Genomic DNA, 24,990 nt, shown 5'->3' on the forward strand with positions numbered 1-24,990 from the left:
CGAAAAACCAATCAGAGGTATTATTTGCATGAGGGTCCCGCAAAAGTAGCGCTTGAAGTCGTTTACTTTTGCACCGTTCTGTCCCATGGAACCATGGTTTTCCTGCTACGTTGCACCACTCATCCGCCCATATCTCCAGAAAACATGCACCTCAATTTGGAAGACAAGTTGCCTGCAGAATACTGAATTTTCCCGGATGACTTGTTTGTCGGAGCGGCATACCATGGGCGGTTCGGCGGATCCGCCGCACACAGCGGTATATGCAACAGCGCATGGAACCCATGAAAAATACAGCGAATACGCCCACCCTACCCGACTATCCAGCACAAAGCCAACTGACAGCACATCAACAGGAACAGCAAGAATCCCTGACCACACAGTATCGGACGGCCATTCTTGAGAAGCTCAGCAAGGCACCTGTTGAAAATGAAATCCGGGACTTTCTGATCCAAGTGTGGACACCCATTCTGGCGGCACATGCAGTACGCCAAGGCCCGGAACACCCAGCAACACTGAAGTTCAAGCAGGCGGCCGTTGAACTCATCAACATCCATACCGCCTTGCTCAGGCGGGCTGAGCGCAAGCAGGCGATGGGTCAAGCCCCCAAACTGGTGGAAAAACTTCGCCAAGGCATGAGCTGGATGGGCCTATCCCCAGAGGAACAAGATCGTCACATCCAAAGTATTGGCAGCAACTTGACAGATGCCTTCTTGACTGAGCATCCGGTGGTGGCAAGCAACCCTCTCTCGACCGAACGCAGGTCTGGTCACCGTGCCCGCCAAGCCAGTATCAAACCCAAGGTGCACCACACCCCTGTAGACGGCTTGCTTGTCGGGGATGAGAACACGGACTTTGACTGGCATTTGTGGGAAACGGCCCTGAATGATCAAACCGCAACACCGGCCAATCCTGATCAGCAATACGCTCCTGCCCTGATTCCGCCGGCCTCTCAAGACACCCCCACGAACCTCCCGGACTTCTGGGGAAACTACCTTGGCCACAAGCTTTGATGCCCCACCTTTGTTGCCAATGCGCGAAGCCGGCGGATTGCACCCTTTTATGGAGCGCTGTTACACAAACATTACAAATTAGCGCCCAATGACGACAGCGACACCATCAAAAAAACAACACTGGTAGCCCGAATGGTCAGAATGATCGCTGCGCGTGATCACTCAAGTTTCAACCGTTTGTTCGTTATCACCCATTGAGCCACCCAATAACTCAAACCCCAGCCCCAACAGCATCACACTGATCACCGACAACAACAAGGTACTGGCCTGAACATGATCCGACACCACCAGCGGATGTACATCTTGCCGACCAGACAAGGTAAACACGGCACGCAGCACAAACAAACACGCGATCAACGCTGCACCAATTTCCACGAGGTACAAAACAGTCGAACGTAATTGCTTGCGTTTTTGTAGCAACAACATCAGGATCAAAAGAGATTGGGAGGCAAAAACAGCGGCACCCAACATGATGCGCCCCCGAGGGTCATCCTGCAACATCAAGAAACCCGCAATAGCCACCATCACCGGAAGCTTGACCCATCCATGCAACGAACGTCGGTTTTGCCAGCAAAGCACACATTCCGCCAGCAGCGCCAACGTGCAAGCCAAAGCCACATTGGCCAATACCACTGAAAAAATTGGCCCCATCGGCAACTCGAAACTCAAAAAGCCATACACCACGGCAAAACATGTCAATGCTCCGGCCCAAAATGCCAGGCCCCGATCTTTGCCATAAGAAATGCCTGCAATCCATGCAGCCAAGGTCAGACAACCCAAAAAAACTGCCAGTTGTGCAATTGGAATTGCGTTTCCCATATCGGCCTCCCTTCCACCCTGTGAAGAATACGTTGTGTAGTCACCCATCATGACAACAGGGTGTGTGCGCCCGCACCGTAGTCCTGTGCGTGCGCCCAGCCTTCGGCCACCACCCTTGCGACGAAGCTATCACGGGGGAAATTGAAAAATGAAACACTTTGTAAAGCCCATCCAGACGGCAAATACACGGATTCAGCCAGTTTTTAGGGGGTATCTTTGGGTGGTGACAGGCCACGCCAAGCTGCACACTTGCCAAACCCGCCCATCTGCGTGAAACTCAACCATCCTCCAGACCACACAAGCGACACCATGACCACCCTGTCATCCACCGCACTCACGGGTGTGAATGCTGCGCAGACCCAACTGAATGTGTCGGCGCACAACATTGCCAACGTGAATACGCCCCGATTCAAACGACAGGAGGTAACCCTGATCGCGCAAACTCAGGGCGGTGTACAAACATCCGTTGAATCAGCGGACATGACTGGCAGCGCACTGGCCAGCGATGTCGTGACGCAATTGCAGGCCAAACACGCCTTCCTGGCGAATCTGGCCGTGTTCAAAACGCATGACCGCGTCGCCGGAGCGTTGCTGGATCAGTCAGCTTAAGAAACCCTCAATCGACCTTGGCACCGGTCTCAAACCACTGTTTGATCACCATACGTTCGGCCTCCGATATGCCGGTGGTATTGGTCATGGGCATGATTTTGGTGACAACAGCCTGCTGATAAATATTTTGTGCGTGCCGTTTAACGTTTTCTGCAGAGTCAAGCCGCACGTTTTTCATCTGAACCTGTGGACCATGGCACATGTAGCAGCGCTGCGCCAGTATGGGTTGCAAAATTGCATAGCCAATTTGACCTCCAGTGCCCGTGTTACTTGCGGTGGTAGCTACTGAAGTTGTCACAGTTTGGCCAGATTCAGAGGGGGGAGCCAACCACCCCATCAGGATCAAAATCACCACCATACCCGCCAGCGCATAGCCCCGTGGATTGGAGTTGCGGCCCAGTTTGAAGCCGTGGCGCAGCACAAAAAACTGTCTGATCGCCGCACCGGCAAACATCATGGCAATCAGGATCAGCCAATTTTGCGGATGCATGTAGGTAAAGCTGTAATGGCCGCTGAGCATGGCAAACAGCACCGGTAGCGTGAAATAGGTGTTGTGCACGCTGCGCTGTTTGCCACGCACACCGTGAATCGGGTCCACGGGCTCACCAGCCTTGATGGCCGCCACCACCTTGCGCTGACCAGGGATGATCCAATGCGCCACATTTGCACTCATGCTGGTCGCCAACATGGCTCCCATCAGCAAAAAGGCCGCGCGCCCGGCAAACCAGTGACAGGCCAGCCAACTCGCTACACATACCAACACAAAAACCAGCGCACCAACAATACCGTCGCCATTTTTGCGCTGCCCGAATTTTCGGCAAATCAAGTCATACAGCAACCAGAACACCACCAAAAACAGAATCGCAACCGTGATCGCCTGCCAGGGCAACCAGTCCATCCTGGACTTGTCAATCAGATAGGTGCCCGCACTCCACAGGTAAGACACGGTAAAAAGAGAAAAACCGGTCAGCCAGGTGGTGTAACTTTCCCAATAAAACCAATGCAAATGTTTCGGCAACTGGGGCGGTTTCACCGCAAATTTGACCGGGTGATAAAAGCCGCCACCATGCACCGCCCACAACTCACCACTGACACCCTGCCTTTTCAAGTCATCATCTTCGGGGGGGGTCAGACTGCTGTCCAAAAAGACAAAGTAAAACGACGAGCCGATCCAGGCAATGGCGGTGATGACATGGGCCCAGCGCAGCAGCAGGTTGAGCCAATCCAGAACATAACTTTCCATCAGGTTTCCTTGGTTAAATGTGTTGCGGACACACCATGCTCCATGACTTGCAAGAGTTGTGCCGCTACCGCCACGGCAATCACCTCGGGGGCTTTGTTGGTGATACCTGGCAGCCCAATCGGGCAAGTGACCTGCGCCAACTCTTCAGGGGTAAAACCACACGCTTGCAGCCGGTGAAAAAAGCGGGCCCGTTTGGTCTGGCTACCAATCAAGCCGATAAAAGGCAGATCAGCCTGTTGGCGGCGGCGCTGCAAACAGGCCCGCAACACATCCAGATCTTCGGCATGGCTAAAACTCATGATCAGCACATGCGACAGTGCGGCCAGGCTAACCACGGCGCTGTGCACCGGGTCAGCCTGCTCGGCGTACACGTTCTCGGGTAAATCTGGCGGAAATATTTCATCGCGGCTATCCAGCCAGTGCACTTGTACCGGCAATGGCCCCAATACCCGCACCAGAGCACGGGCTACATGGCCACCGCCAAACAACGCAACACGGGGCCACGCCGCCTGTCTCTGGGCAAAACCCAGCTGCAAACGTGGTACATCCTCCGCCGTGACCCGCTCAAACCTCAGCACCACCTCCCCCCCGCAGCATTGCCCAAGCGTGGGCCCCAAGGCATACCGCTGTAATGAGGGGGCTTTCGGCGCACTCTGCAACAACCAACGTGCGTGCGCTGTGGCCTGCCACTCCAGATGCCCGCCACCAATGCTGCCCACACAGCTCTGGGCAAACACCGCCATCCAGGCATCCGTCACACGCGGCACCGAACCACGGTGGCTGTGGACATGAACCAACATGGCGCAGTCACTGTGCAAGAGTTGCAAAAAATCACGATCAGGAGTCACAAACCTTTACCTTTTTAAGAAAATCGTAAGCCACAAACCACCCTTTTTCGGGCACATTACAGATTCAAGATTTCACCGACTACAACGACCAGAGGCATCATGGCAACTACCGCAACCCGGCACCACATTTTCATCACCCTTGGATTGAGACTGTTCGCTGGCATTGCCACCTTTTTGGCGGGGTGTACAACCACCCCGTTGCCCCCCATGGCCCCGCCACCGCCCAAGCCCGCCCCGACGCCCGCACCGACACCGATCGTGATTGCCCCCGTACCAGCTCCAGTCTTTGTCTCTCAAGCCCGAACACCGCGTGACTACCGAATCGACGCGGCCAATCACTTGTATGGCAAGAACCAGAACCGGGTTTACCGAGGCAAAATGCCGCCCCTGTTGTACGCCGTAGGGGTGCTGCAAGTGGAAGTGAACCACCAAGGCCGCGTGACCGGAACCAGCTGGATGCGCGCGCCCTCGCATGCACCTGAAGTCATGGCCGAAATCGAACGCACGGTGCGCCAAGCCGAACCGTATCCCGCCCCGGTACGCATGGGCCGTGTGACCTATACCGACACCTGGCTCTGGCATAAAAGTGGGCTGTTCCAGCTGGATACGCTGACCGAAGGACAAATGTAGACCTCTACAAGACCGTCCACGCACCTCTCAAGAGCCCCGGTAGGTGGAATAGCTCCACGGGCTCACCAGCAGCGGCACATGGTAATGCTGCTCCGGTGTCGCCACCCCAAAATCCAGATTAACCAGCCCCAGAAAATTAGGTTCTGGCAAAGCCACGCCGCGGGCCTGGTAATACCCCGCCACATCAAACACCAGCCGATAAGTGCCACGCTTGAAGCTGTCGTGATCCAGCAGCAAACCATCAGGATTACGCCCGTCCTGATTCAGCACACATTGCTTGAGCTGCCGCAAACCGCCGCCCTCTACCGCATACAAGGTGACCCTCATCCCAGCGGCAGGTGTGCCATGCATGGTGTCAAGAACATGTGTGCTCAATCCCATTGTGATTTCCTTAAAGTTGCCGTTAAAGTGTATACACTTTTTTGCAACGCGGTATCATGAACCATGTCTAACGTACCCATTGAGCCCACGCCGGATACAAACATTGGTGCGTCTGCCACCGAGCAGATCGTCGCCGCACTCACTCAGGCCATCGTGGCACACCGCCTCAAACCTGGCACCAAGCTGGCCGAACAAAAAATTGCCACTCAATTTGGCGTGTCGCGCACCTTGGTCCGTCAGGCCCTGTTTCAGCTCTCCCAACACCGGCTGATTGCCATGGAGCCCGCGCGCGGCGCGTTTGTGGCCAGCCCTTCCGTTGCAGAGGCCAAACAGGTGTTTGCCGTGCGCCGCATGCTGGAAGCCGAGGCCACCCGCGCCTTCGTGCGCCAGGTCACGCCCAAACAGATCAAGGTGCTACAAGCCCACCTCAAGGCCGAACAAGCCGCCATGGCTTGCAAAGACGATGCCTCGCGCAGCCAGCGTAATGAATTGCTGGGCGATTTCCATGTGCGCATGGCCGAACTGATGGGCAATCAGGTGCTGGCCGAACTGCTGGGCGAGCTGATTTCACGCTGCTCACTGATCACCCTGATGTACCAGTCCAGCCGCGCCGCTGAACATTCCAGCGAAGAACATGTGGCCATCGTGCAGGCTTTCGCCCATCGTGACGAGATTCTGGCGGTTCGCCTGATGGACGAACACCTGCAACATGTGCAGGCTGGCCTTGATTTTGCTTCACCCGTCACAACACCGACCACCACGTCCCCCTAAGCCTATGCGCCACTACAACAGCACCCAGCCTTACCCGCGTGACCTCCAAGGTTACGGCCCCCAACCACCCCACGCCCAGTGGCCGAATCAGGCCCGTGTGGCCGTTCAATTTGTGCTGAACTATGAGGAGGGCGGCGAAAACTGCGTGCTGCACGGCGACGCGGGTTCCGAGCAGTTTCTGTCAGAGATGTTCAACCCGGCCAGCTACCCGGATCGCCACATCAGCATGGAAGGCATTTACGAATACGGCAGCCGCGCCGGTGTGTGGCGCATCCTGCGCGAGTTCGAGCAGCGCGGCCTGCCGCTCACCGTTTTTGGGGTCAGCATGGCGCTGGAGCGTTACCCGGAGCTGGTGCAGGCCTGCCAGCAACTCGGCCATGAGATCGCTTGCCACGGCTGGCGCTGGATTCATTACCAGAACCTGTCTGAAGAGGTGGAACGCGAGCACATGGCGCGCGGCATGGACATCCTGACCCGTCTCATGGGCGAGCGCCCGCTGGGCTGGTACACCGGCCGCGACAGCCCCAACACCCGCCGCCTGGTGGCTGACTTTGGCGGCTTTGAGTACGACAGCGACTACTACGGCGACGATCTGCCGTTCTGGATGGAGGTGCGCAAAACCGATGGCACGGTGGTGCCGCAGCTCATCGTGCCCTACACGCTGGACTGCAACGACATGCGCTTTGCCCTGCCACAGGGCTACTCCCACGCCGACCCGTTTTTCCAGTACCTGAAAGACACCTTTGATGCCCTCTATGCCGAGGGCGATCCGGCTGGCTTGAATGCGCCCAAGATGATGAGTGTGGGCATGCATTGCCGCTTGCTCGGACGGCCTGGTCGGATCGTGGCTTTGCAGAGGTTTCTGGATCACATTGGGCAGAAATCGGATGTGTGGGTGTGTCGGCGGCTGGACATTGCGCGGCACTGGAAAGCGATGCATCCGTATGCGCCAGCGGCTGGGATCTAGCTTTTTATAGATGTTTTTGGGCTATAGCGCTTTATTTATAAGCGTAAGCAGCTATGGTTAAAGGAGCAATTGACGTGGATTTTGTAGTCCCCCCCCTATCCCCCCCGCCCCTTTCCACCCCCGCCGGGGCGGAAAGGGGAGCTAACAGCCGTATTTGGCCGTCTCTTTTTACGGAAGCATTACACGCCGTGGGGCAGTTCGCACGCGCCACAACGAGCTGTTGTTCGATGGTTTTGTCGAGGTCTGTACGAACTAATTGGAATCTAACTCCAATTTTTTCAAGAAGATGGTGGGCAGATTCCTGGTCTTCCCTCACTGCCGTACGGCGTGTAAGACCTCACTCAAAACACGCGGCCATATATGGCTGTTTAGCCCCCCTTTCCGCCCCGGCGGGGGTGGAGAGGGGTTGGGGGAGAGGGGGGGGTTACAAAAGCGTCAACACTTACCCAAGTCAGAAAAAGGAAAAATCATGCCTTTCACACTGACTCAGCTCAACGCAGCCAGCGCAGATGAAGCATTACAACTGCTCGACGGCCTCTACGAACACTCCCCCTGGATCGCGCAAGAAGCTCTGAAACAGCGCCCGTTCCAGTCCCTGGCGCAGCTCAAATACCAAATGACCCAGGTGCTCGAAGCCGCTGGGCGTGAAGCCCAGATTGCCCTGATCAAAGCCCACCCCGAACTGGCGGGCAAAGCCATGGTCAGTCAGAGCCTGACGGCAGAGTCCACCAACGAACAAAGCAAAGCCGGACTCACAAACTGCAGCACCGAAGAATTTGCCAAGTTGCAACAGCTCAACACCAGCTACAGCACCAAATTTGGCTGGCCGTTTATCCTGGCGGTGCGCGGCCCGCGCGGCACCGGCTTGAGCCGGGCCGAGATCATCACCACTTTTGAGCGACGACTGGCAGGCCACCCCGACTTTGAGTTGCAGGAATGCCTGCGCAACATCCACCGCATTGCCGAAATCCGCCTGAACGACAAGTTTGGCTTCACCCCCACGCTGGGCAACGCGGTATGGGACTGGCAGGAGGCATTGAGCGAATATTCGGAACCGGCTTACGCCGAACAAGGCCAACTCACCGTGACCTACCTCACCGAAGCCCACCGCGCCTGTGCTCAGGCGATTCAAGGCTGGATGCAGGCTAGTGGCTTTGACAGCGTTGTGATTGACGCCGTGGGCAATGTCGTGGGGCGCTACGAAGCCATGAGCATCGCAGCAGCAACCCCTGCAGAAAACTACAAAAACAATAGCTTTTCACGCAATAGTGACGAGCCATACAACCCCAAAACATTGTTGACCGGAAGCCACTACGACACGGTGCGCAACGCAGGCAAATACGATGGCCGTCTGGGCATCTTTGTCCCCATGGCTTGTGTGCGCGAGTTACACCGCAAAGGCCGCCGCCTGCCGTTAGCCATCGAAGTGGTTGCCTTTGCCGAAGAAGAAGGCCAGCGTTTCAAAGCCACTTTTTTAGGCTCAGGTGCACTCACGGGCGACTTCAAACCGCAGTGGCTGGAGCAACTTGATGCTGACGGCATCAGCATGCTCCAGGCCATGCAGTACGCCGGGCTGTGCCCCGGCAGCGATGCCGCAACGGCCATGCGCGCGATTGGGCAGCTCCAACGTGATCCGGTCAACTACCTGGGTTTTGTGGAAGTGCACATCGAGCAAGGCCCGGTGCTCAACGCCATCAACCTGCCGCTGGGGGTGGTGACCTCCATCAACGCCAGCGGCAGGTATCTGGGGACGGTCACCGGTCAGGCCAGCCATGCCGGCACCACGCCGATGACACAACGCCGCGATGCCCTGGGCGCGGTGGCCGAGCTGGCGCTGTACCTGGAGCAACGCGCCGTGCAAGACGGTGATTCGGTCGCCACCATGGGGCAGATCAGCGTGCCCGGCGGCAGCATCAACGTGGTGCCGGGCAGTTGCACTTTCAGCCTGGATTTGAGGGCTCCAAATGACTTGCAACGCAATACCATCGAGCGTGACGTGTTACAAAAATTAGAGCAAATTTGCCAACGACGCGGCCTGGCGTTTGAGTTGCAGCAAACGCTGCGCGCCAGCGCCGCCCCCAGTGCGCCCGAGTGGCAACAGCGCTGGGAAGCTGCCGTGACACAGCTTGGCCTGCCACTGCACTGCCTGCCCAGCGGGGCCGGGCACGATGCCATGAAGTTACATGAGGTGATGCCGCAGGCCATGTTATTTGTGCGCGGCCAGAACGCCGGCATCAGCCACAACCCGCTTGAATCCACCACCAGCGACGACATGCAACTGGCCGTAGAAGCCTTTGCCCACTTGCTGGAGCAATTGGTCCATGAGGTATGACCTGTTTGAGATGGGTTTTATATGTATTTTTGGCCTCTAGCGGTTGAGGGTATTGCGTAAGCAGCTATTTATTTTGAAGTTGGATAAAGTGATTTTTGTAAATCCCCCCCTATCCCCCCCGCCCCTTTCCACCCCCGCCGGGGCGGAAAGGGGAGCTAACAGCCATATTTGGCCACCGCTGTTCACCGAGGTCTTACACGCCGTGGGGCAGTTTGACCGCACCGCAGCAAGCTGCTGTTTGGGGGTTTTGCCGAGGTTTGTACAAATTAATTGGAATCTGACCCCAATTTTTGGGATCGATTTCCTGCCTTCCCTGACTGCCCTTCGGCGTGTAAGACCTCACTCAAAACACGCGGCCAAATATGGCTGTTTGGCCCCCCTTTCCGCCCCGGCGGGGGTGGAGAGGGGTTGGGGGTGAGGGGGGGATTACAAAAGCCTCAACAACCAACCTAAATCCATTAACAAAACCACCCAAAACACATGACCACCTACACAGCCCTGGACCAATGGATCGACACGCACTTTGACGAGCAAGTGCGCTTTCTGCAAGAACTCATCCACGTCCCCACCGACACCCCACCTGGCAACAACGCGCCGCACGCCGAGCGCACGGCGGAGCTGCTGGCCGCCATGGGCCTCACGGCTGAAAAACATCCGGTTCCCATGTCAGAGGTGCAAGCTGCCGGGTTACAAAGCATCACCAACCTGATCGTGCGCCGCACTTATGGGCCGGGTGGCAAAACCATTGCGCTCAACGCCCATGGCGACGTGGTGCCGCCGGGCGATGGCTGGACACACGACCCCTACGCTGGCGAAATTCAAGACGGCAAAATTTATGGTCGCGCCAGCGCAGTGAGCAAGAGCGACTTTGCCACCTTCACCTTTGCCCTGCGTGCGCTGGAAGCGGTGTGCAAACCGCAACAAGGCCAGCTGGAACTGCTGTTCACCTACGACGAAGAATTTGGCGGCGAGATGGGGCCAGGCTGGTTGCTAAAAAACAAACTCACCCACCCCGACCTGTTGATTGCCGCTGGTTTCAGCTATGAGGTAGTCACCGCGCACAACGGCTGTTTGCAGCTGGAGGTCACGGTAAACGGCCAGATGGCGCATGCGGCCATTCCTGAATCCGGCGTGGATGCCTTGCAAGCCGCCGTGAAAATCCTCAACCTGCTGTACGCGCAAAACGCGCTGTACAAATCCGTCAGCTCCAGCGTGCCAGGCATCAACCATCCGTATCTGAATGTGGGGCTGATCCAGGGCGGCACCAACACCAACGTGGTGCCCGGCAAGGTCAGCTTCAAGCTGGATCGGCGCATGATTCCCGAAGAAAACGCCGCCGAAGTGGAAGCCACGCTGCGCGAGCTGATTGCCAGCACCGCCACCACGCTGCCGGGCATCACGATCGACATCAAACGTATTCTGCTGGCCCACTCGATGCAAGCCTTGCCCGGCAATCAGCCACTGGTGCAGGCGATTCAACAGCATGGCCAAGCCATTTTTGGCCAAGACATTCCCGCCATGGGCACACCGCTGTACACCGATGTCCGCCTGTTTGCCCAGCAAGGTATTCCAGGCGTGGTCTACGGGGCCGGGCCACGCACGGTGCTGGAGTCACACGCCAAACGTGCGGACGAACGGCTGGAGCTTGAAGACCTGCGCCGTGCCACTCAGGTGATTGCCCGCACCCTGCACGATCTGCTGACCTAGCATGCCAAACGACCCCTCCCGTCCCTGTCATTTGTCAGAAAAAACCGGATGGCCGGGTGTAAAGTGCACACCATCTATTTCAACAAGGAGGCTCCGATGAGCAATGAACTTTCCACCGCCGAACAAGCCTTGGGCGACGCATCACGCGATTACCACCGTTTCCCCACCCGTGGCAAGATTTCGGTCAATGCCACCAAGCCCCTGATCAACCAGCGTGACCTGGCCCTGGCTTACTCACCCGGCGTGGCCTACCCTTGCCTGGACATTCAAGCCAACCCCGACCTGGCCTACGACTACACCAGCCGCGGCAATCTGGTGGGCGTGGTGACCAATGGCACGGCGGTGCTCGGCCTGGGAGACATTGGCCCGCTGGCGGGTAAACCGGTGATGGAAGGCAAAGGTTGCCTGTTCAAGAAATTTGCCGGAGTGGATGTGTTTGACATTGAACTGGACGAGCGCGACCCCGACAAGCTGATCGAGATCATTGCCGCCCTGGAGCCCACCTTGGGCGGCATCAATCTGGAAGACATCAAGGCCCCGGAGTGTTTCTACATTGAGGAAAAACTCAAGGCCCGCATGGGCATTCCGGTGTTCCATGACGACCAGCACGGCACTGCCATCATCAGCAGCGCCGCGCTGGTGAATGCACTGGAGCTGGTCGGCAAAAACATTGCTGACGTGAAAGTGGCCGTCTCCGGTGCCGGTGCGGCGGCACTGGCCTGCCTGAATGTGATGGTCGGCCTGGGGGTGCAGGTCAGCAATGTGTTTTTGTGCGATTCCAAAGGCGTGGTCTACAAAGGCCGCCCGGGCGGTTACGACCACTCCAAGGCACGCTTCGAACAGGACACCAGCGCCCGCACGCTGGCGGATGCCGTCAACGAAGCGGACGTGTTTCTGGGCTGCTCGGCCGCTGGTGTCTTGACGCAGGACATGGTCAAAACCATGGCGGCCAGCCCGATCATCCTGGCACTGGCCAACCCTGAGCCTGAAATCCGCCCCGAGCTGGCCAAAGCCGTGCGCCCGGATTGCATCATTGCCACCGGCCGCTCGGATTACCCGAACCAGGTCAACAACGTGCTGTGCTTCCCCTACATCTTCCGTGGCGCGCTGGACTGCGGCGCGACCCAGATCACCGAAGAAATGAAGCTGGCCTGCGTGCGCCAGATTGCCGACCTGGCCAAGGCCGACATCAGTGAAGAAGTGGCCCACGCCTACGCCGGGCAAGAGCTGGCCTTTGGCCCGGACTTCATCATTCCCAAACCCTTTGACTCACGCCTGATTCTGCGCATTGCACCCGCTGTGGCCGCTGCGGCCGAGGCCTCTGGTGTCGCCAAACGCCCGATCAAGGACATGGACGCTTACCGCCGGACACTGGCGCGGTTTGTCTATTCCACCGGTTTGCTGATGGAGCCGGTGTTTAATGCCGCCCGCCTGGCACCCGCATCCGCCAAACGTGTGGCGTATGCCGAAGGTGAGGATGACCGCGTGCTGCGTGCCGCACAAATCGTGGTGGAAGGTAACCTGGCCCGCCCGATCCTGATTGGCCGCCCATCCGTGATTGAAGCCCGCATTGTCAAAGCCGGCTTACGTTTGCAATTGGGCAAAGATGTGGATGTGGTCAACCCCGAAGATGACCCACGTTTCCGCCAATACTGGGAAACCTACCACCAGCTCAAAGGCCGCGACGGTGTCAGCCCCGAGGCCGCCAAAGCGATGGTACGCCGCAGCACCACCACCATTGCCGCGTTGATGGTCAAGCTTGGCCATGCGGATGCCATGTTGTGCGGCATCCACGGGCGTTTTGATGTGCATCTGGATCATGTGCGCGATGTGATTGGCCGTGCACCCGGTGTGAGCAATTTCGCCACATTGAACGCCTTGATGCTGGAGCACTACAGTCTGTTTGTAGCCGACACCTATGTCAATGAAGATCCGACCGCCGAGCAATTAGCCAACATTGCCAAAATGGCCGCCAATGAGGTCAAGCGCTTTGGCCTGCAGCCCAAGGTAGCCTTCCTGTCACACTCCAACTACGGCTCGTCCACCCGTGCTTCCGCGCGCAAAATGCGCGCCGCACGCGACTTGTTCAAAGCCAACTGCCCCGATATTGAATGCGACGGTGAAATGCAGGGGGATGCCGCCTTGTCGGAAGAAATTCGTCACGCCACACTGATGGACAACACCCTCACGGGTTCAGCCAACATCCTGATCTGCCCGAATCTGGATGCCGCCAACATTTTGTTCAATGTGCTCAAGATGACTGGTGGCAATGGTGTCACCGTGGGCCCCATCCTGCTGGGCGCAGCCGCCACCGCACATGTGCTGAACCCCTCAAGCACCGTGCGCCGGGTCGTCAACATGACCGCCCTGGCCGTGGCTGACGTGAATGCACAGAGGTAAACACCACCCAACCATGCCAGGTAGTCGCCCCGAATCAGGGGCAACTACTCGGCATATTCAATACTGATGGGGGCATGGTCAGAAAACTTGTCCGCTTTGAAAATTGATGCGCTACGGGCTTTGGCTGCCCATGCCGGTGTGGCCAAATGGTAGTCCAGCCGCCAACCCACATTCTTCGCGTAGGCCTGACCTCGGTTACTCCACCAGGTGTAGGCCTCATCAGTCGCGGTGGGGTGGAGCTGGCGATAGACATCGACCAGGCCGGCCTCACTGAGCAAGCGGGTCATCCAGGCACGTTCATCCGGCAGGAAGCCCGAGTTTTTCTGGTTGCTTTTCCAGTTTTTCAGATCAATTTCCTGGTGTGCGATGTTGACATCACCACACAGAATGAATTCGCGCTGACTTTTTAATGACACCAGGTGGGGAAATATCCTATCCAGAAAACGGTACTTGGCTTGTTGCCGCTCCTCACCCGATGAGCCACTCGGAAAATAACAGCTGATGATGGAGCGCTTCTCGCTGGCGGTGTCAAAGCGCAGCTCGACATAACGCCCCTCTGCATCAAACTCAGGGTGTCCAAAGCCCGTGATGACCTCCGAAGGTTCGCTGCGGGTGTAAACACCCACACCGGAATAACCTTTTTTCTCGGCAAAATGGAAATACCCATTCATGTCCGCCAACTTCTCGAACCGCCCCTGCACATCCGGCGCTTGAGCTTTGACTTCCTGCACACAAATACAATCCGGGCGACTTTGGTGGACCCAAGCCTCAAGACCTTTGCTGCTGGCTGAACGTATACCATTGAGATTGAGGCTGGTTAATTTAAACAAGGATTTCCCCATGACTGAGCTTAGTGAATTGCAACCCCATCAAAACCGCACCGAAGATACCTTGGCGCAGGATTTTGTGCAGTTTGCAGTGGATTGTGGTGTGCTTCGCTTTGGCGAATTCAAGACCAAAGCTGGTCGGTTAAGCCCCTATTTCTTCAACGCCGGTTTGTTCGATGATGGTGCCAAATTGGGCCGCTTGGCGCAATTTTATGCCCAGCGTCTGCTGGCCAGTGGCATTCAATTTGACATGATTTTTGGCCCCGCCTACAAGGGTATTCCACTGGGTACAGCGCTGACTGTGGAGCTGGCACGATTGGGACACAACGTACCTTTTGCCTACAACCGCAAGGAAGTCAAAGACCATGGTGAAGGCGGAAACCTGGTCGGAGCCCCCCTCAAGGGGCGGGTATTGATTGTGGATGATGTGATGTCTGCAGGCACTGCGGTGCGCGAATCCATTGCTCTGATCCAGGCATCAGGTGCCACGGCCCGCGGGGTGGTGATTGCACTGGATCGGCAAGAAAAAGCCACCGAAGGTGGACAGGATGTCAACCACAGCGCCGTTCAGTATGTGCGTCAGCAATTAGGCTTGCAGGTGTGCGCCATTGCACGACTGGATGACTTGATGTGTTACCTGGAACGACACAGCGTCCCTGGTTTGCTAGATGCACAACAAAAGGTTCGTGCTTACCGGGAGCGTTATGGAGTCAATGAACAACCGTAAGTAAACACATTGGTGTCATGGCAAGTGCCTGGTCATTGATCACAGTACGTAGGGTCACGACGCTGTTGGGGATGTGCGCCGTGACGGTTGCCATGGCGCAAACCCAGTTTCCGGCACCCGAAATTTACATTTGTGTGGATGCCCAAGGCCGCAGACTGACCTCTGACCGAAAAATCCTGGAATGTGTGGATCGGGAGCAAAAAATCCTCAACCCCAGCGGCACGGTCAAAGCCATCGTCCCTCCACTCTTGACAACCAAGGAGCAGCAGGCACGGGAAGAAAAAGCCTGGGCTGAACAAGAAGCACGAATACGCCCCTTGAAAGAAAAGAAACGACTCCAGGCTTTGTTGATTCGGTACCCGAATCAGACCGTACACGAGAAAGAGCGAGCCCAGGCACTGGCACAGGCCACGGCGATTCACTTAACCGATCCAACCGCCAAAGAGGTTGCACTGACCAGGATCAACTCACGTTTTGACGATGAGCAAACGCTCTTGAAGCCCTTGTGGGATCACAATGCCGAGGCCAACACCAACACGACCAAGCCGTGAGTCAGCGTGTACTGACTCACCCTGGGATAAGCAAGAACACCCTCAAGATGCCAATTTTTGGCGCAGCAGCTCATTGACTTGCTGCGGGTTGGCCTTGCCCTGACTGCCTTTCATGATCTGCCCGACCAGTGCATTGAGCGCCTTGGCATTGCCGGCGCGGTACTCTTCCACGTTTTTCGGGTTGGCGGCCAGCACCGTGTCGACGATTTGCTCTAGTGCGCCGGTGTCGTTCATCTGTTTGAGGCCTTTGGCTTCGATGATGGTATCAACGGCACTGGCGGGCTCGGCCCACAGCACATCCATGACTTGGCGTGCCGCGTTGTTGGAGATGGTGCCGTCCTGAATCCGGCCAATCAGTTTCGCCAGTTGCTGGGCTGACACCGGGCAGGCGCTGATGTCGGACTCGCTGGCATTCAAGCGCCGGGATACCTCCCCCATGATCCAGTTGCCGACCAGCTTGGCTTGACCGCAGGCTTTGGCTGCGGCTTCAAAGTAAGCCGCAACCTCGCGGCTTTGCGTCAGCTGCGTGGCATCGTAATCCGACAAACCGTAGTCCGCAGCAAAACGCGCCGCCATCACGCGCGGCAGCTCGGTCATGCCCGCGCGCACTCGCTCGACCCACTCAGGGGCAATCACCAGCGGTGGCAAGTCGGGGTCGGGAAAGTAGCGGTAGTCAGCGGCATCTTCCTTGGTACGCATGGCGCGGGTTTCACCGGTGTCGGGGTTGAACAGCACGGTGGCTTGCTGGATGGCACGACCGTCTTCCAGCTCTTCAATCTGCCAGCGAATTTCATAGTCAATCGCCTGCTGCATGAACTTGAAGCTGTTGAGGTTCTTGATCTCGCGCCGTGTACCCAAGGGCTCACCGGGTTTGCGCACCGACACATTGGCATCACAGCGGAAACTGCCTTCCTGCATGTTGCCGTCGCAAATGCCGATCCAGGTGACGATCTTGTGCAGTTCCTTGGCGTAAGCCACAGCCTCAAGGCTGGAGCGCATGTCAGGCTCGGTCACGATTTCCAGCAGCGGGGTGCCGGCGCGGTTCAGGTCAATACCGGTCTGGCCAATGAAGTCTTCGTGCAGCGACTTGCCCGCGTCTTCCTCTAGGTGGGCGCGCACCAGGCGCACCGACTTTTTCTCGTCACCCAGGTAAAACTCCACCGCACCACCCTGCACCACCGGAATCTCGAACTGGCTGATCTGGTAGCCTTTGGGCAGGTCAGGGTAGAAATAATTCTTGCGGGCAAAAATGCTGCGTGGCGCAATGTGGGAGCCGACAGCCAGTCCAAATTCGATAGCACGCTCGACCGCACCCTTGTTCATTACCGGCAGCGTGCCCGGCAGGGCCAGATCCACCGCGCAGGCCTGGGTGTTAGGTTCAGCACCAAACGCTGTGGAGGCGCGGCTGAAAATTTTGGACTGAGTCGAGAGCTGGGCGTGGGTCTCAAAGCCAATAACGACTTCGTAACCCTGCACCAGCAATGATTTGCTGGCTGGTTTTTTTTCTTGGACAGTTGCGTTCATGTTCAGACTCCGTGGGGCTTGGCCATGTGCCAATCGGTGGCTTGCTGGAAGCGGTGGGCCACGTTGAGCAAGCGGGACTCGGTCAGGTAGTTGCCAATCAGCTGCATACCCACGGGCATGTTCCCTGCGCCAAACCCGACCGGCAGACTCATGCCCGGCAAACCCGCCAAAGAAGCTGGCAGCGTGAAAATGTCAGCCAAATAATCAGTCAATGGATCACTGTGCCCGCCCAGCTTCCAGGCCACGGTGGGAGCCACGGGACCGGCAATCACATCACACACTTTGAAGGCCTGCTGAAAATCATCGGCAATCATGCGGCGGATTTTTTGCGCCTGCAGGTAATACGCGTCGTAATAACCATGACTCAGCACATAGGTGCCGATCATGATGCGGCGCTTGACCTCGTCACCAAACCCTTGTGCGCGGGTTTGCAAATACATATCGTTCAAATCGGTGAATTTATCAGCCCGGAAGCCAAATTTCACACCATCAAAGCGGCTCAGATTGCTGGATGCCTCCGCCGGAGCAATGATGTAGTAAACGGGAATAGACAACTCTGTGCGGGGCAGCGAAATCGGCACCAGATTAGCACCGAGTTTTTCATACTCTTTCAAGGCAGCATCCACGGCGGCGCGCACGTCCGGCGCCAGTCCGTCACCGAAAAACTCGGCAGGCACCCCAATGCGCAGACCAGCTAGGTCGTTGTTCAAACTGCGGGTGAAGTCCTCGGAAGGCGCATCTAGCGAGGTGGAATCACGGTCTGCATCCGGCCCGCACATAGCGCTGAGCAACAGAGCACAGTCTTCAGCGGTGCGCGCCAAGGGCCCAGCTTGATCCAGACTGGAAGCAAAAGCCACCATGCCATAACGCGATGCCCGCCCATAGGTGGGTTTGATCCCCGTGATGCCACAAAAAGATGCGGGTTGACGAATAGATCCACCGGTATCTGTTCCGGTGGCAGCCGGGGTCAAACGCGCGGCTACGGCAGCAGCACTGCCGCCTGATGATCCACCTGGTACACATGTGGCATCCCACGGATTTTTGACCACGCCGTAGGCCGAGTTTTCATTGGCGGAACCCATGGCAAATTCATCACAATTGAGTTTGCCCAGCGTCACCATGCCTGCGCCATGGCCTTGGCCTGGCACACCGGTACCCAAACGACTCACCACCGTGGCATCAAACGGCGATTGGTAGCCCTTGAGCATTTTGGAGCCTGCCGTGGTGGCGAAATCACGGGTGACAAAAATGTCTTTGTGGGCCACAGGCACACCTTCTAGCGCACCAGCCACCCCGGCAGCCAACCGATCATCGGCCGCCTGGGCCTGCGCCAGCGTGACGGCTTCCTGGATGTCTAAAAAAGCACCTACCTCTGGGTGCATACGTACACGGCTGAGAAAATGCGTTGCAGCCTCGACTGCAGAGACTTGGCGCTCGCGGAGCAACTTGGCCAACTGGGCCACGGTCAGGTCGTGCAGATCAGATGAAATTTGCGTCATGATGCAATGTGTCGTGCGGATTATTCGATCACCCTAGGCACTAAAAACAGGCCGTTTTCAAGTGCGGGAGCGTTGTGTTGATTGGCTTCACGTTGATTCGGCTCACTGGCAACATCGTCTCTCAGACGCAGGGCCACATCAGCCATGATGTCGACCGGATGCGCCAACGGGATGATACCGGTGGTGTCTACTGAGCGCATTTTCTCCACAATACCAAAAAAATCATTCAGTTGCATGCGCAAACGCTCATGCTCATGGGGCTCCAGGCCAAGACGAGCCAGATGAGCCAGTCGGTCAATATCGGCAAATGAAAGTGACATGGGTTTTCAATCGAAACAGTGTGTAAATGAGGGGCAAAACCAGGCTAGGGCTGGAGTTATGCACAGGCAATAGGGTATTATCCCTTCCTTGAGCAGCGACTCGCACCAGCAACGCATCTAACTCAACAATCACCCATTTTGAACCAGTTACCGGCGACATGCTGGCCGAAGCGCCTCATGCGCCCAAGAGGATTACTCCATGTTTGGAACATTTCGTCAGTATTTTTCAACTGACTTGGCCATTGACCTTGGCACCGCAAATACCCTGATTTACGTCCGTGACAAGGGCATTGTTCTTGACGAACCCTCAGTCGTGGCCATTCGTCACGAAGGTGGCCCACAAGGCAAGAAAACCATTCAGGCAGTTGGCAAGGAAGCCAAAGCCATGCTGGGGAAAGTGCCTGGCAACATTGAGGCTATTCGCCCAATGAAGGACGGCGTGATTGCCGACTTCACCGTCACTGAGCAAATGCTCAAACAATTCATCAAGATGGTGCACCCACGCTCCATCTTTCGCCCCAGCCCACGCATCATCATTTGTGTGCCCTGCGGCTCCACCCAGGTGGAGCGCCGGGCCATCCGCGAAAGCGCCCTGGGAGCTGGTGCCAGCGACGTTTACCTGATTGAAGAGCCCATGGCCGCAGCCATTGGCGCAGGTTTGCCGGTATCCGAAGCAAGCGGCTCCATGGTCGTTGACATTGGTGGCGGAACCACCGAGGTGGGGGTGATTTCTCTGGGCGGCATGGTCTACAAGGGTAGCGTACGTGTGGGCGGGGATCGCTTTGACGATGCCATCATCAACTACATCCGCCGCAACTATGGCATGCTGATTGGCGAACCCACCGCCGAAGCCATCAAAAAGAATATTGGCTCCGCCTTCCCAGGAAGTGAAGTACGCGAAATGGAAGTACGCGGGCGCAATCTCTCTGAAGGTGTCCCGCGCAGTTTCACCATTTCCAGCAACGAAATCCTGGAGGCATTGACTGATCCGATCAACAATATCGTCTCCGCGGTGAAAAACGCGCTGGAACAAACACCACCTGAATTAGGAGCCGATATTGCTGACCGCGGGATGATGCTGACCGGTGGCGGCGCTCTGCTGCGTGACTTGGATCGTTTGCTGGCTGAAGAAACAGGTCTTCCAGTCTTGGTGGCAGAAGACCCATTAACTTGTGTTGTGCGCGGTTGCGGCATTGCGCTGGAGCAGATGGAGCGCCTGGGCTCCATTTTTACCAGCGAATAAGCGAACAGGCACAGCGATGCCACTGGGTACGCTGGATGGCGATCCCCCTCCGTTTTTCAGGCAGGGACCTTCTGCGCTGTCCAAACTTGTTTTTTTTAGCGCCTTTGCGATATTGCTGATGGTGGCGGATCTGCGCTTTCAAATTGCTCAACCCATCAGAGCTACTTTTGCCACCATGTTGTACCCCTTGCAATGGGCCGTGATGCGCCCATTGGTGTGGGCTCAAAGTGGAAGTCAGTATTTTCAGACTCTAAACACTTCACAAAACAAGGAAGCTGCGGCGCAATACAAATTGGGTTTGCAGTCCCAGCGAGCCTTGCAAGTTGAACAATTGACGCTGGAAAACACTCGACTACGAGGCTTGCTTGACATGCGCGAACGCATCAAAACTCCAGCGCTTGCAGCTCAGGTGTTGTATGACGCAGCCGATCCTTATACACGCAAGGTCATCATTGACAAAGGTGCTTTGGCCGCCGTACAGGCAGGAGCACCGGTGCTGGATGAATCTGGCATTCTGGGACAAGTGACCCGCGTCTATCCATTGGTGAGTGAGGTAACTTTACTGACTGATCGCAACCAAGCCATTCCGGTACTCAATGTACGCACAGGCGTACGCGGCTTGGCGTTTGGTGAATCTGGTGCGCGCAGTGGTGCACTAGAACTGCGCTTCATGGATGCCAATGTAGACATGGTGGCAGGCGACCTGCTCACCACCAGCGGGGTAGATGGTGTTTACCCTCCTGGCTTGCCAGTAGCACGGGTACTCAAGATTGAACGCCGTGCTGATTCCGCTTTTGCCCGAATTGTTTGTGACCCCGTGGCTCGTGTGGCGGGCAGTTTGCATGTGCTGGTGTTGCAGCCATTGACAGAGCAAATTCATGCTAGACCAAATGACTCGCCTGTGCCCATAGCCAAAAGCAAAGGGGGTAAGCCATGATCATGCCGCGCGGTCAACAACAATTATTGATGCCAGCCAGCCCTTTGTTTATATGGGGCTCGCTGGTATTGGCAATGAGTCTCAACATGCTGATCAACATGGGTTGGGTTGGCCGCGCAGTTTGGGTGCCTGACATTTTGGCTCTGGTATTGGTGTTCTGGGTCATTCATCAACCCTTACGTATTGGGGTGGGGGTAGCCTTTGTGCTCGGTTTGGCAATGGATGTGCATCAAAGTAGTTTATTAGGGCAGCACGCTTTGGCCTATACCACTTTAAGTTTTCTCGCCATAGGTATTCATCGGCGCTTGTTGTGGTTCAGCGTGCCATCACAGGCGGCGCAGGTCTTGCCATTTTTTTTTGCTGCACATGTTTTGTCATTGGTGGTACGCCTGATGACCGGGGGAGATTTCCCCGGCTGGTGGATGGTGTTGGCCCCGCTGCTGGAGGCCCTCTTGTGGCCTGTCGTAAGTGTGCTGCTCCTGATGCCACAAAGGCGTGCACCCAACCCGGATGCTAATCGGCCCCTATAACAGGTTGTCCAAGTAATGCTTTCATGACCGTCATTCGCAATGTTCAACTTGAACTGGCCCGCTTTCGCCTGCGGGTGTTGGTAGCCAGCCTCGTGGTGCTGTTGTGCTTCGGTTTACTTGCAGCCCGGTTGATATACCTGCAAGTGGTGCGCCATGAAGATTTGCTTGCCCAGGCTGAAAACAATCGAACGGCGGTAGTACCCATTGTTCCCAATCGTGGTTTGATACTTGATCGTAACGGCATCGTACTGGCGACCAATTATTCGGCTTACACGCTGGAGATCACCCCCGCCAAAGTGCCTGATCTAGAACAAACCATCAATGATTTGTCACAACTGCTTGAAATCACACAACGTGATCGCCGCCATTTCAAAAAATTGCGAGAAGAGGGTAAAAACTTTGAATCTATCCCATTGCGCAGTCGATTGACAGACGAAGAGGTTGCACGTTTTGCAGCACAGCGCTATCGGTTTCCTGGCGTTGACATCAAAGCCCGTCTGTTTCGCAGCTACCCCTATGGCGAGTTGGCAAGTCACGTGATTGGCTACATCGGTCGCATCAATTCAGCGGAAAAAGAACAACTGGACGAATCAGACGATGCCGCCAACTACCGCGGAACGGAATACATTGGCAAGCTTGGCGTGGAACAAAGCCTTGAACAGCAATTGCACGGCATTACAGGTGTGGACTCCATGGAAACCTCCGCTGGTGGTCGCGCCACCCGCCGACTCACCAGCCAGCCATCCACACCTGGCAATACCGTCAAACTGTCCATTGACATCAAGTTACAAAAACTGATTGAAGATATGTTTGGGGAGCGGCGAGGGGCGCTTGTGGCGCTGGATCCCAAGACGGGTGAAGTATTGGCGTTTGTCAGCAAACCCACCTTCGACCCCAACCTGTTTGTCGACGGCATTGATCAGGAAAACTGGCAACTTCTGAACGAATCCATTGACAAACCACTACTTAACCGGGCCCTTCGAGGCACTTACCCGCCAGGTTCAACCTACAAACCATTCATGGCACTGGCGGCATTAACTACAGGTAAACGCTCCGCTAGCATGCAAATGAATGACCCGGGCTTTTTCATGTTTGGCGGCCGTCGTTTTGGCAGTCCAGAGAATGAGCGTGGTGGCATCATGGACATGCACCGAGCCATTGTGGAGTCCAGCAATGCCTATTTTTATTCTTTGGCCAATGAAATGGGCGTGGATGCTATGCACGACTTCATGAAACCACTGGGATTTGGCCAGATCACGGGTATCGACATCCATGGTGAGGTACGTGGCGTGCTCCCCAGTCAAGCGTGGAAGCGAGGCTATTTCAAACGCCCGGAGCAGCAAAAATGGTATGCGGGTGAAACTATTTCCTTGGGAATTGGGCAAGGGTACAACAGCTTCACCATGCTCCAACTCGCTCAGGCTACCGCCATCCTGGCTAACAACGGCATCAAACACAAACCACAACTGGTAATGGCAACGCAGAATGCCAGCTCCGGCATCAGTCAAGCCTTGAACCCAAACACGGCAGAAGACCTTGGCCTCAAGCCCGAGCACATTGAAGTGGTTCGCAAGGCGATGGTGGGCGTGACACAGGAAGGGACTTCAGCGCGCGTTTTTGCTGGTGCAGGCTACCTCAGTGCCGGAAAAACGGGTACAGCTCAGGCTGTAACCATGCGCAAAAATGAAAAATACAACGCCGCCCGTATGGAGGAACACCAGCGTGATCATTCTCTCTACATAGCATTTGCTCCTGTGGAGGATCCCAAAATTGCATTGGCAGTGATTGTCGAAAACGCAGGTTTTGGCACTACATCTGCGGCACCCATCGCGCGAAGGACTTTTGACTACTGGTTACTGGGTCAATACCCCAATAATCAGGACTTGGCTTTGGTGCGCACAGGGCAAGCCGGTGCGCCTGTGGGTCAACCGCTACAAGCCACCGCAGTACCGTGGCCCCGGGGTGGGCTACCTCAAGTCAACGCTGCGGTTGAAACGGTAAAACCAACCGCAACACCCCCCACACCACCGGCTTCTACGGCCTCTCAGGCAGCTTCTTTGTAGAACACATTGTGCGGGAGAAAACGTCCAGGCAGAAGGACAACTTTGTCGTGTATTGCCCCAATGTGTTCCGGCGTAGTGCCGCAGCAACCGCCTACGATATTAACCAACCCCTCGACCGCAAATTCGCCTAACAATCGACTGGTATCGGCGGGTGTTTCATCAAAGCCAGTATCGCTCATGGGGTTGGGTAAGCCAGCATTCGGGTAGCAACTGATGAAAGTATCAGATGCGGCTTTGGCCAGCTCCTGAATGTAAGGTCGCATCAGTGCCGCACCCAAGGCGCAATTCAGCCCCACCGCCAAAGGTCGCGCATGGCGGACACTGTGCCAAAACGCTGTGACCGTCTGACCGCTCAAAATACGACCAGAGGCATCGGTGACGGTACCACTGATGATGATTGGTAAGCGTTCACCACTGGCTTCAAAAAATTCATCAATAGCAAACAGCGCAGCTTTAGCATTAAGGGTATCAAAAATGGTCTCCACCAATAACGCGTCCACACCACCTTGCACGAGACCTTCAACCTGTTGGTAATACGCTGCGCGCAGTTCTTCAAAGCTGACATTGCGTGCACCAGGATCATTCACATCCGGGCTGATGCTGGCGGTTTTGGGCGTTGGGCCCAGCGCGCCCAGGGCAAAGCGAGGTTTATCTGGTGTAGAAAATTTATCACAGGCTGCACGTGCTAATTGGGCAGATGCCAGGTTCATCTCAAACGCAAGATCAGCCATGTCGTAATCCGCCTGAGCTACCGTAGTTGCGCCAAAAGTATTGGTTTCAATCATGTCAGCACCGGCTGCTAAATAGCGCTCGTGAATATCGGTGATCACGTCCGGCCGGGTTAGGCTAAGCAATTCGTTGTTACCTTTGATGTCTTTGTGGAAGTCTTTGAAGCGCTCCCCGCGGTATTGCGATTCATCCAGCTTAAAACGCTGAATCATGGTCCCCATGGCACCATCAAGAACCATGATACGTTTTTGCAAAATTTCTGGCAGCATTTGGCCGCGTGTGTAAGTCTGGTTTTTCATAACAACCTATTGTAGAAAGTGCGC

23 protein-coding genes are annotated in these 24,990 nt (G+C 56.2%); 14 read left to right on the forward strand and 9 right to left on the reverse strand.

Going from position 1 to position 24,990, the window contains the following annotated elements:
• The first annotated feature begins 281 nt into the window (after nucleotides 1-281).
• Nucleotides 282-1,010, forward strand: a complete 729-nt coding sequence (locus tag LDN84_RS19355; RefSeq protein WP_223905050.1) for a DUF1631 family protein — start codon at nucleotides 282-284, stop codon at nucleotides 1,008-1,010.
• A 162-nt stretch (nucleotides 1,011-1,172) separates the two neighbouring features.
• Here LDN84_RS19355 and LDN84_RS19360 read toward each other — a convergent pair whose 3' ends face one another.
• The gene (locus LDN84_RS19360; RefSeq protein WP_223905051.1) at nucleotides 1,173-1,829 is read right to left on the reverse strand and encodes a hypothetical protein; all 657 of its coding nucleotides are present in this window, start codon (nucleotides 1,827-1,829) and stop codon (nucleotides 1,173-1,175) included.
• Nucleotides 1,830-2,138: 309 nt separating this feature from the next.
• Here LDN84_RS19360 and LDN84_RS19365 point away from each other — a divergent pair, with 309 nt between their 5' ends.
• Complete coding sequence (locus LDN84_RS19365) at nucleotides 2,139-2,438, forward strand: flagellar basal body protein (protein WP_223905052.1); 300 nt, start codon at nucleotides 2,139-2,141, stop codon at nucleotides 2,436-2,438.
• Nucleotides 2,439-2,445: 7 nt separating this feature from the next.
• Here the strand turns inward: LDN84_RS19365 and LDN84_RS19370 are convergent, their stop codons facing one another.
• Together LDN84_RS19370 and xdhC are read right to left on the reverse strand one after the other, a co-directional pair.
• The gene (locus tag LDN84_RS19370) at nucleotides 2,446-3,681 is read right to left on the reverse strand and encodes a urate hydroxylase PuuD (RefSeq protein ID WP_223905053.1); all 1,236 of its coding nucleotides are present in this window, start codon (nucleotides 3,679-3,681) and stop codon (nucleotides 2,446-2,448) included.
• Nucleotides 3,681-4,481, reverse strand: a complete 801-nt coding sequence (gene xdhC / locus LDN84_RS19375; RefSeq protein WP_223913164.1) for a xanthine dehydrogenase accessory protein XdhC — start codon at nucleotides 4,479-4,481, stop codon at nucleotides 3,681-3,683. The genes LDN84_RS19370 and xdhC overlap by 1 nt, the downstream gene beginning before the upstream one ends.
• A gap of 147 nt (nucleotides 4,482-4,628) precedes the next feature.
• Between xdhC and LDN84_RS19380 the strand changes: the two genes are divergently transcribed.
• Nucleotides 4,629-5,159: a hypothetical protein gene (locus tag LDN84_RS19380; protein ID WP_223905054.1), complete on the forward strand. Its 531-nt coding sequence runs from the start codon at nucleotides 4,629-4,631 to the stop codon at nucleotides 5,157-5,159.
• 27 nt (nucleotides 5,160-5,186) lie between these two features.
• On the opposite strand, the gene uraH is transcribed toward LDN84_RS19380, so the two are convergent.
• Complete coding sequence (gene uraH / locus LDN84_RS19385; protein WP_223905055.1) at nucleotides 5,187-5,540, reverse strand: hydroxyisourate hydrolase; 354 nt, start codon at nucleotides 5,538-5,540, stop codon at nucleotides 5,187-5,189.
• Nucleotides 5,541-5,603: 63 nt separating this feature from the next.
• On the opposite strand from uraH, the gene LDN84_RS19390 reads away from it, so the two are divergent.
• From LDN84_RS19390 to LDN84_RS19410, 5 genes are all read left to right on the forward strand, one after another.
• Nucleotides 5,604-6,311, forward strand: a complete 708-nt coding sequence (locus LDN84_RS19390; protein WP_223905056.1) for a GntR family transcriptional regulator — start codon at nucleotides 5,604-5,606, stop codon at nucleotides 6,309-6,311.
• A 4-nt stretch (nucleotides 6,312-6,315) separates the two neighbouring features.
• Nucleotides 6,316-7,278 (forward strand): allantoinase PuuE, encoded by a 963-nt coding sequence (puuE, locus tag LDN84_RS19395; RefSeq protein WP_223905057.1) that lies wholly within the window; start codon nucleotides 6,316-6,318, stop codon nucleotides 7,276-7,278.
• A gap of 469 nt (nucleotides 7,279-7,747) precedes the next feature.
• Complete coding sequence (gene uraD / locus LDN84_RS19400) at nucleotides 7,748-9,610, forward strand: 2-oxo-4-hydroxy-4-carboxy-5-ureidoimidazoline decarboxylase (protein WP_223905058.1); 1,863 nt, start codon at nucleotides 7,748-7,750, stop codon at nucleotides 9,608-9,610.
• Between the two features lie 480 nt (nucleotides 9,611-10,090).
• The gene (locus LDN84_RS19405; protein WP_223905059.1) at nucleotides 10,091-11,317 is read left to right on the forward strand and encodes a M20 family metallopeptidase; all 1,227 of its coding nucleotides are present in this window, start codon (nucleotides 10,091-10,093) and stop codon (nucleotides 11,315-11,317) included.
• Nucleotides 11,318-11,413: 96 nt separating this feature from the next.
• A complete protein-coding gene (locus LDN84_RS19410) occupies nucleotides 11,414-13,717 on the forward strand; it encodes an NADP-dependent malic enzyme (protein ID WP_223905060.1) in 2,304 nt (767 codons plus the stop codon).
• Between the two features lie 44 nt (nucleotides 13,718-13,761).
• On the opposite strand, the gene LDN84_RS19415 is transcribed toward LDN84_RS19410, so the two are convergent.
• Nucleotides 13,762-14,559, reverse strand: a complete 798-nt coding sequence (locus LDN84_RS19415) for an exodeoxyribonuclease III (RefSeq protein WP_223905061.1) — start codon at nucleotides 14,557-14,559, stop codon at nucleotides 13,762-13,764.
• On the opposite strand from LDN84_RS19415, the gene pyrE reads away from it, so the two are divergent.
• Together pyrE and LDN84_RS19425 are read left to right on the forward strand one after the other, a co-directional pair.
• Nucleotides 14,558-15,271: an orotate phosphoribosyltransferase gene (gene pyrE, locus LDN84_RS19420; RefSeq protein WP_223905062.1), complete on the forward strand. Its 714-nt coding sequence runs from the start codon at nucleotides 14,558-14,560 to the stop codon at nucleotides 15,269-15,271. The two genes, LDN84_RS19415 and pyrE, sit on opposite strands and share 2 nt — an antisense overlap.
• 80 nt (nucleotides 15,272-15,351) lie before the next feature.
• On the forward strand, nucleotides 15,352-15,822 hold the full coding sequence (locus LDN84_RS19425) for a hypothetical protein (protein ID WP_223905063.1): 471 nt from the start codon (nucleotides 15,352-15,354) through the stop codon (nucleotides 15,820-15,822).
• A 42-nt stretch (nucleotides 15,823-15,864) separates the two neighbouring features.
• Here LDN84_RS19425 and gatB read toward each other — a convergent pair whose 3' ends face one another.
• The 3 genes from gatB to gatC are packed head-to-tail and all read right to left on the reverse strand — an operon-like array spanning nucleotide 15,865 to nucleotide 19,165.
• The gene (gene gatB / locus LDN84_RS19430) at nucleotides 15,865-17,346 is read right to left on the reverse strand and encodes an Asp-tRNA(Asn)/Glu-tRNA(Gln) amidotransferase subunit GatB (protein WP_223905064.1); all 1,482 of its coding nucleotides are present in this window, start codon (nucleotides 17,344-17,346) and stop codon (nucleotides 15,865-15,867) included.
• Nucleotides 17,347-17,348: 2 nt separating this feature from the next.
• The gene (gene gatA, locus LDN84_RS19435; protein ID WP_223905065.1) at nucleotides 17,349-18,845 is read right to left on the reverse strand and encodes an Asp-tRNA(Asn)/Glu-tRNA(Gln) amidotransferase subunit GatA; all 1,497 of its coding nucleotides are present in this window, start codon (nucleotides 18,843-18,845) and stop codon (nucleotides 17,349-17,351) included.
• A gap of 20 nt (nucleotides 18,846-18,865) precedes the next feature.
• Complete coding sequence (gene gatC / locus LDN84_RS19440) at nucleotides 18,866-19,165, reverse strand: Asp-tRNA(Asn)/Glu-tRNA(Gln) amidotransferase subunit GatC (RefSeq protein ID WP_223905066.1); 300 nt, start codon at nucleotides 19,163-19,165, stop codon at nucleotides 18,866-18,868.
• A 199-nt stretch (nucleotides 19,166-19,364) separates the two neighbouring features.
• On the opposite strand from gatC, the gene LDN84_RS19445 reads away from it, so the two are divergent.
• Genes LDN84_RS19445 through mrdA form a run of 4 tightly spaced genes read left to right on the forward strand, consistent with a single transcriptional unit; the run spans nucleotide 19,365 to nucleotide 23,938 of the window.
• Nucleotides 19,365-20,408, forward strand: coding sequence for a rod shape-determining protein (locus tag LDN84_RS19445; protein WP_223905067.1), 1,044 nt, complete (start codon nucleotides 19,365-19,367; stop codon nucleotides 20,406-20,408).
• A gap of 16 nt (nucleotides 20,409-20,424) precedes the next feature.
• Nucleotides 20,425-21,345, forward strand: a complete 921-nt coding sequence (mreC, locus tag LDN84_RS19450) for a rod shape-determining protein MreC (protein ID WP_223905068.1) — start codon at nucleotides 20,425-20,427, stop codon at nucleotides 21,343-21,345.
• Nucleotides 21,342-21,875, forward strand: coding sequence for a rod shape-determining protein MreD (gene mreD, locus LDN84_RS19455; RefSeq protein ID WP_223905069.1), 534 nt, complete (start codon nucleotides 21,342-21,344; stop codon nucleotides 21,873-21,875). Before mreC ends, mreD begins: the two co-directional genes overlap by 4 nt.
• A gap of 23 nt (nucleotides 21,876-21,898) precedes the next feature.
• Nucleotides 21,899-23,938 carry a penicillin-binding protein 2 gene (gene mrdA / locus LDN84_RS19460; protein WP_223905070.1) on the forward strand — a complete coding sequence of 680 codons (2,040 nt, stop codon included), beginning with the start codon at nucleotides 21,899-21,901 and terminating at the stop codon, nucleotides 23,936-23,938.
• Here the strand turns inward: mrdA and LDN84_RS19465 are convergent.
• Nucleotides 23,920-24,966, reverse strand: coding sequence for a homocysteine S-methyltransferase family protein (locus LDN84_RS19465; RefSeq protein WP_223905071.1), 1,047 nt, complete (start codon nucleotides 24,964-24,966; stop codon nucleotides 23,920-23,922). The two genes, mrdA and LDN84_RS19465, sit on opposite strands and share 19 nt — an antisense overlap.
• Between the last annotated feature and the right edge of the window lie 24 nt (nucleotides 24,967-24,990).

The organism is Rhodoferax lithotrophicus, from assembly GCF_019973615.1.
Taxonomy (GTDB): Bacteria; Pseudomonadota; Gammaproteobacteria; order Burkholderiales; family Burkholderiaceae_C; genus Rhodoferax; species Rhodoferax lithotrophicus.